7 protein-coding genes are annotated in these 6,527 nt (G+C 55.9%); 4 read left to right on the top strand and 3 right to left on the bottom strand.

Features of this window, described 5'->3' with window-relative positions; genetic code table 11:
• Positions 1-485 precede the first annotated feature (485 nt).
• Genes H7847_RS19020 through H7847_RS19010 form a run of 3 tightly spaced genes read left to right on the top strand, consistent with a single transcriptional unit; the run spans position 486 to position 2,770 of the window.
• Complete coding sequence (locus tag H7847_RS19020) at positions 486-1,001, top strand: TetR/AcrR family transcriptional regulator (protein WP_227271061.1); 516 nt, start codon at positions 486-488, stop codon at positions 999-1,001.
• A gap of 19 nt (positions 1,002-1,020) precedes the next feature.
• Positions 1,021-1,683 (top strand): NAD(P)H-dependent oxidoreductase, encoded by a 663-nt coding sequence (locus H7847_RS19015; RefSeq protein WP_227271060.1) that lies wholly within the window; start codon positions 1,021-1,023, stop codon positions 1,681-1,683.
• Position 1,684: 1 nt separating this feature from the next.
• The gene (locus H7847_RS19010; protein WP_227271059.1) at positions 1,685-2,770 is read left to right on the top strand and encodes an alcohol dehydrogenase family protein; all 1,086 of its coding nucleotides are present in this window, start codon (positions 1,685-1,687) and stop codon (positions 2,768-2,770) included.
• A gap of 279 nt (positions 2,771-3,049) precedes the next feature.
• Here the strand turns inward: H7847_RS19010 and H7847_RS19005 are convergent, their stop codons facing one another.
• A complete protein-coding gene (locus H7847_RS19005) occupies positions 3,050-3,361 on the bottom strand; it encodes a hypothetical protein (protein ID WP_227271058.1) in 312 nt (103 codons plus the stop codon).
• 4 nt (positions 3,362-3,365) lie between these two features.
• Positions 3,366-4,049 (bottom strand): GNAT family N-acetyltransferase, encoded by a 684-nt coding sequence (locus H7847_RS19000; RefSeq protein ID WP_227271057.1) that lies wholly within the window; start codon positions 4,047-4,049, stop codon positions 3,366-3,368.
• 80 nt (positions 4,050-4,129) lie between these two features.
• On the opposite strand from H7847_RS19000, the gene H7847_RS18995 reads away from it, so the two are divergent.
• Entirely contained in the window at positions 4,130-4,708 is a 579-nt protein-coding gene (locus tag H7847_RS18995; protein ID WP_227271056.1) for a TetR/AcrR family transcriptional regulator, read from the top strand.
• A 200-nt stretch (positions 4,709-4,908) separates the two neighbouring features.
• Here H7847_RS18995 and H7847_RS18990 read toward each other — a convergent pair whose 3' ends face one another.
• Entirely contained in the window at positions 4,909-6,354 is a 1,446-nt protein-coding gene (locus H7847_RS18990) for an IS1182 family transposase (protein ID WP_227271055.1), read from the bottom strand.
• Positions 6,355-6,527 lie beyond the last annotated feature (173 nt).

Raw genomic sequence — 6,527 nt, 5'->3', positions numbered from 1 at the left:
ATCAAGGCGTATTGTCGGATAGAGACTTCGGAGTACGGGTTGTGAAAATCAATGTATTTCAGGTAGTTATCGTGCTCTGGCGTGCTCTATCGTGCAATTCGGAAAGGCCATTTGACCAGCTCCGAAGCGAAAGGTCGCGCGTTCGAATCGCGCCGGGTGCACCATTTCTTCTTGGTTGAATGTCAGTTGACTTTGACCTTCACGTGACGAGATTGATCCAAAAATCAGAAATGCGGGAAAGCCGCCGTTCTTACTGATCGCAGCTAAGAGCCCAGAGAGACCAATGCTGCGCTATGCGCCGATGTCCGCTCCTTCGCCTGCCGTCAAATAAGCGGCAAAATTTAAGAGTGGTTTGTCCAAAGCTTTGTGACCCAAGGCCTTAAGGGTCACTGCTCCAGACTCTGGAAACAGAATTGTGGTCAGCTAAACGCAAGAAATGATCTAACTGGATTGCAATTGTACAACGAACGTTTTACCACTGCTCCATGAACACGAAACAACAAATCATCATTGCAGCTGAACAAACCTTCGACCGGCACGGCTTTACGGCGTCGGGTATGGATCGCCTCACCGATGCGGCAAACGTATCGAGCCGAACGCTCTACAAGCACCTCGGCAACAAGAATAAACTCATGGCGGCAGCGCTGAAGCAAAGGCGCGAGCGGTTCTTTCTCGCCCTCGATGTCGAAAGTGTCGATGCGCTTTTTGCCAGGCTGGCGGACTGGTCCGAAGCGGAAGACATGCGAGGGTGCCTTTTCCTTCGCGCCCTCGGCGACACGGGCGCGGCTGTTGAAGAGGTGAAAGCCGAGGTCGCCGTCTATCGCCAACAACTTCGCCACCTAGTCGCAAATCTGGTTGTCAAAGAGACGAGCAGCGAGGACGCAACAGACGCTGTGCTCGTGATATTCGAAGGCGCGGTATCGGCGGCAAGCTATTGCGGCATTGCCGCCATCCAGTCAGCACGGGCTTCGGCCGCAGTGCTGCTGAAACACTTACCCTGATCTGAAGGAACCCGCTTACATGCGTTTACTCACTATTTTCGCCCATCCTTTCCGGAACAAATATCCATCAGCGGTCATGGATGCGTTTCACGCTCCGCTGATCGAAGCTGGAATGGATGTCGATATTTTGGATTTGCAACAGGAAGAATTCGATCCCCGCTTCACCGAGGAAGATCACGCACATTTCTGGGGAGGCCCAATCCCCACTGCGGTCGCAGCTGCCCATGCACGTGTGAACAATGCCGACCGGCTCGCTTTCATCTTTCCGGTCTACTGGTGGGGAATGCCAGCCGTGATGAAAGGGTGGATCGAACGCGTTTTCACACAAGGATGGGCTTACAAGTTTGGCGACGGTGTCGAGGATCGCGGCAAGGGCGCAAAGTCTTCGCTGTTGGGGAACAAGCCGACGGTCCTGATCGGGATAGGGGGGTCCAAAGAAGCGACCTACCGGAAATACGGCTACGACGACGCCATGCGCACACAGATAGACGTAGGCACATTTGCCTATTGCGGACTGGCCGATGTGGAAAGCCACCTGATCTTCGACGTTGAAGGCGATCATAACGCCGACAAGCGTGCGGCCGGTCTGGACCAAGTGAAGGGCATCGCGACCGCATTCATCGCACCGGACAGACTGCCACGTGATGCGAAGGCGGATCATCTGGGTCAGCAGGTCGCCTGAAATGCTTCCGTCCCGCATGAAGGCCGTCCCGCTGACTGGACATGGGGGGCTGGAAAAGTTGGTCTACCGGACGAACGTGCCGGTACCGGAACCGCTTCCGCATGAGGTCCTGATCCATGTGCGCGCCGCCGCGGTCAACAATACCGACATCAACACACGTACGGGCTGGTATTCCAAGTCGGTACGAGGCGGCACTGCCTCGGCCGCCGTCGAAAGCTCTGACGGCGCAGCCGATGCGGATGGTGCGTGGTCCGGTGCACTCGACTTCCCGCGCATCCAGGGCACCGACTGCTGCGGAGAGATTGTCGCAGTCGGGGAAGATATCGATGCGGCCCGAATCGGAGATCGCGTTCTGGTGCGACCGATACATCTCCCGGCTGGCGCGAAAGACACCGATGCGTTGATCACCTTCGGGTCTGAACGCGACGGGGCCTTTGCCAAATACACAACCGTTGATTCCGCGCACGCGGTACGTATCGAAAGTTCACTGTCGGACGTCGAACTCGCTTCGTTTCCCTGCGCCTTCTCTACGGCGGAGGGTATGATCCAGCGCGCCGCATTACGGGCGGAGCGCGTGTTGATCACAGGAGCTTCGGGCGGCGTCGGCTCAGCCGCTGTTCAACTTGCAAAACGGCGGGGCGCGCAGGTCACTGCGATAACGACCGCTGAAAAAGCGGACGCCCTGATCGCCCTTGGCGCGGATGTAACTCTGGAGCGCGACGACAAATATCCTGCTGGTGGGTTCGACGTCGTTTTAGATCTGGTCGGCGGGCCGCGCTGGCCGGACCTCCTCGATGCGCTGAAAGTTGGGGGCCGCTATATAACCTCGGGGGCTATCGCGGGACCAATCGTGGAACTAGACCTGCGCACGCTTTACCTCAATGACCTGACATTGATCGGCAGCACCCGGCAAGACGCTTCGGTGTTCGACGATCTCGTCGGCTACATAGAAGCAGGCGACCTAAAGCCTGTCATCGCCGAAACCTTCACCTTGAAGGAGCTTCGCAAGGCGCAGGAAATGTTTCTGACCAAAACGCATCTTGGCAAAATTTGCATCACCGTTGGTTCGCAACCCGCGAGGCTATAAGCCGCTGGTTCTACGGTTCTTGAACCAAACCTGGAAAGATAGTGCCTTCGGCGATAGCGACCGTTATTAACGCTTCGATGCTCTCAAAGCCAACATTGGAGCAGCAGCACCGAAATGGGGCTTTGTCCGCGTCTTTTCAGTTGGGACACGGTGCAGCGAATGGCGCTGTTTCCCGAACCGGTCACTAGTGATCATGGCAGCGAAGGTGTCGGAAGAGCCCAACTTGCTCGTTCGTCAAGGTGCGGCGAAGGTCCGGTTCCGGTCCTCCGCCTTGATCGTTCAGCCAATGATGCGCTGTGCTGTGACATAGACCGCATCACGCGTGCGGTTCTCAAAGTCTGCGACAAAGCCTTCCCATTCTGGGCCAGTCATTTCGTCGTCAACATCGCCGCCTTCGGTCGACTTGATGGCGACTACGTACTTGTAAGGTGGCGCCTCGCCTTCAAGCGTTTCTTCCGCCCGATAATAGACGGGATCGCTCATCGATTTGACCTTCTCATAGCCGGGAAGATCAACGTCGTGCAGCCATTTCTCGAAATCGGCCTGATCCTGATCAGGCGCGAGGTTGTACATCACAATCATAGTGTCCATAGGTCTACTCCTTTTCTTGGGTTAGGGACGCCCGGTACTTCGTCAGTCCCGGGAACTCGTGATCGAAATACGCGCCATGAAAGGTCGCGAAGGGTTCGAAGTGTTTCTCATAGAGAGCTTGCGCACCGTCATTTCCGTGAATGACCATGATCCCGATGCTGTTCGCACCAAGGTCGCGACCACGAGTAAACGCTGCTTGCATCAAGGCTGTGCCAAAGCCCTTGCCGCGATGGTCGGGCGCAACGGCGACAGTTTCGATGATCAGATCAGCCTGCGGTTTCAAAAAGCCAGTGTCGCCGCTCCAGACCTTTTCATAGGCTGCGCGGAAGGTGTTCTTTGTGTCGTCAGACCAAGATAGCGCCCAAGCGATCTGATCGAGCTTGCCAAGGTTCAGTGGCCCTTCACTGGCAGGCGTTGGCTCCGGCTTGAACACGGCGCAGGTCGCCACCGGCACACCATCACTTTCCAAGATGATGAAGTCCGACACATCACCCCAGTTTGAAGCCGCTTCGCGAAACATTGCCTCCAGGAATGTCAGGGTGTCCGTTCCGGTGCCTTCAAGCAGCTCGTCCCAGAAGGACGTACCGAAGGGTGGCTTTGAGGCTTCCACGTCCATTTTTGCAAGAAATGGAATGTCTTGCGCCGTTGCGGCTCTCACAGTTGGAGTGATCTTTTGTTGCATGCTCATTGCAAACTCCTTAACGTACGTCATGTATGTGAATTATAGCATACGATCCGTATGTCAACAAAAAAGAGAGGTTCTTCCTCATGAATTTGCGTGAACAGAAGAAGGCGGAAACCTCTGCACGACTCTTGGCAACGGCGCGGAAATGGTTCTTTGAGAAAGGCTACGCAGGCACTTCTATGGATGACCTATGCGCGGAAGCTGGCGTGACCCGTGGTGCGCTTTACCATAACTTCGGCGGCAAGGAGGGGCTGTTAGAAGCCGTGATCCGGCAGATTGATGGAGAGATCGGCGAGCGCCTTTTGGTGGCGAGTGGCGACACTGTAGATCGAGGCAGTTTCATCAAAACATGTCTCGTCTATCTCGAAGCTGCCTTGGACCCGGAAGTTCGCCGAATTCTGTTTCAGGATGGTCCGGCTGTGCTTGGCCAACGGCTGCGCGACATCGATCAGGAGGGAAGTGTAGAACCGCTCAGAGAGGCTATTGCGGAACTTCAAGGGCAGGATGCCTTTGTCAAAGGTGATGCAGCGGCCTTAGCTGTCCTAGTCAACGGCGCGATGATTGACGCGGCACTGTGGGTCGCTGATGGCGAAGACACTAAACAGCGGCACGAAGCTGCTTCCGACGCGCTGCGGTCTATGCTCTCCAAACTATGCTCTTGAAAAGCCGCCATGCAGCCAACGGCAGCTGAGTCCGGAGGCTGTGTGGAAACTGGCACGGATAGCGTTGCATCGTCGGCGTTTGGTCTTGGACGTGTGTTTTGTCGAATGATCTGTCAGATTTGGGCTGAATGGCGTTTCTGAGGCGACCTGTGGGTGTCTGGGCGTACTGAGACGCTGTTGTCTGGCCAAACCACCGCCTATTAGGCCCTCATCGCAGTGATAAAGGCCGGGATGCCGATGATCTTCATCACTCGGGTCATGTTGTAGGCCAAGACATGCAAGGCCATTTCGGTGGCAACGTTTTTCAACCGTCGCATCTTGAAGTGCGTGGCTCCCATCCATGACTTGATCGTGCCGTAGGGATGCTCAACGGTCATGCTGCGAACAGCCAGTTGGGTGGGGTCTTTGTCCAGCCGCTGCTGCACACGTTCCAGAACATCTTCATGTTCCCACCTGCGGATGCGGCGTTCTTTGCTGTTCGTGCATTTGTTTTTGATGACGCAGCCCTCGCAATGGCTGGACCAGTACGTCCGGATCGCTTTGCCATCTTGCTGGCCTGTGAATCGGTAGATCAGCTCTTGGCCAGCCGGGCAGATGTAAGTGTCAGCCGCAGTGTTGTAGGCAAAATCAGCTTTGTCGAACTGTCCTCGTGCGCCGGCATTCGAAGTTTGAGGCTTGGGAACAACGACCTCAATACCGGCCTGTTCACAGGCGAGGATTTCTTCGCTTTTGTAGTACCCCTTGTCTGCAATGGCCTCGATCCGATCCGGGGCCATGACATTGCGTGCTGCCACTGCCATCATCGACAAGGCGTCCCGGTCATAGCCCTGCATGGTCACCTCGTGCGCGACGATAAGGTGGTTCTCGGTCTCAACCGCGGTCTGCACGTTGTATCCAACCACACGTGGCATGCGGGGCGTCGTCGCCATGGAACGTGCATCAGGATCGCTCAGCGAGACCTGTGTCTCACCCGTTTCATCCATGCGTTTCTCGATCGATCTATAGCGACGGGCTTCCTTTTGGAGGTGCTCCAACTTCCGCAGTGTGCGTTCCATGCGCGCCTCGGGCAAGACTGTGCCAGTCTGCTCAAACACCTCATCGGCACGATCCAGTTCACCCAGATAACGCTCAATGGCTTTGTCGATCTCACCGAGCTTCTGGCGCAACTTGCCGCGCGTGTAGTTCTTTGCCTTCGCATTCACTGCTTTGAAACGGCTGCCATCAATGGCCACCAAGTTCCCGTCCAACAGATTGATGTCACGGCATAGCGCGACGAACTGTTGGCAGACCTTGCGGATCGCGGGCCCATTGTCTTTCCGAAAGTCGGCAATTGTCTTGAAGTCCGGCTTCAACCGGCCCGTCAGCCAAATGAGTTCCAGATTGCGACCGCACTCGCGTTCCAAGCGCCGTGATGACTGGACCTGATTGAGGTACCCGTACAGATAGATCCGCAGCATTAATCCGGGATGATAACCTGGCCGACCCGTCGAAGCAGGTACTGCGTTGAAGCCGAGACCGGGCAAATCAAGCATCTCAACGAAGGCATCAACCGCGCGAACGGCGCTGTCTTCCCCAACATAATCATCCAAGCACTCAGGCAGCAGCATCGCTTGATGACGATCTATACCCTCGATGAATTGCCCCATGGAATGCCTCCGCAGTTCGCGCGGAAAGCATACCATCCTTTAGATCATCGGGGGAGTTTTCACACAGCCTCTCCGCGATGTGTACCTTGTTCAAGGCCTACATGGGTATCGGCTTTGAACAAAATAACCGAAGAGAGGGCCTCTCCGCCAACCGAAGGACCTCAGCAAAAAGC

The sequence above is a fragment of the Roseobacter weihaiensis genome (assembly GCF_020622345.1).
GTDB classification, from domain to species: Bacteria; Pseudomonadota; Alphaproteobacteria; order Rhodobacterales; family Rhodobacteraceae; genus Roseobacter; species Roseobacter weihaiensis.
The sequence above is the reverse complement of the archived record's forward strand: the minus strand, read 5'-3'. Positions and strand labels throughout refer to the sequence as shown.

Bases quoted from the DNA above. Each gene is read 5' to 3' on its own strand.
- H7847_RS19000 (WP_227271057.1), bottom strand. From the start codon at position 4,049: ATGAGCATGCAACAAAAGATCACTCCAACTGTGAGAGCCGCAACGGCG.
- H7847_RS19005 (WP_227271058.1), bottom strand. From the start codon at position 3,361: ATGGACACTATGATTGTGATGTACAACCTCGCGCCTGATCAGGATCAG.
- H7847_RS19015 (WP_227271060.1), top strand. From the start codon at position 1,021: ATGCGTTTACTCACTATTTTCGCCCATCCTTTCCGGAACAAATATCCA.
- H7847_RS19020 (WP_227271061.1), top strand. From the start codon at position 486: ATGAACACGAAACAACAAATCATCATTGCAGCTGAACAAACCTTCGAC.
- H7847_RS19010 (WP_227271059.1), top strand. From the start codon at position 1,685: ATGCTTCCGTCCCGCATGAAGGCCGTCCCGCTGACTGGACATGGGGGG.
- H7847_RS18995 (WP_227271056.1), top strand. From the start codon at position 4,130: ATGAATTTGCGTGAACAGAAGAAGGCGGAAACCTCTGCACGACTCTTG.
- H7847_RS18990 (WP_227271055.1), bottom strand. From the start codon at position 6,354: ATGGGGCAATTCATCGAGGGTATAGATCGTCATCAAGCGATGCTGCTG.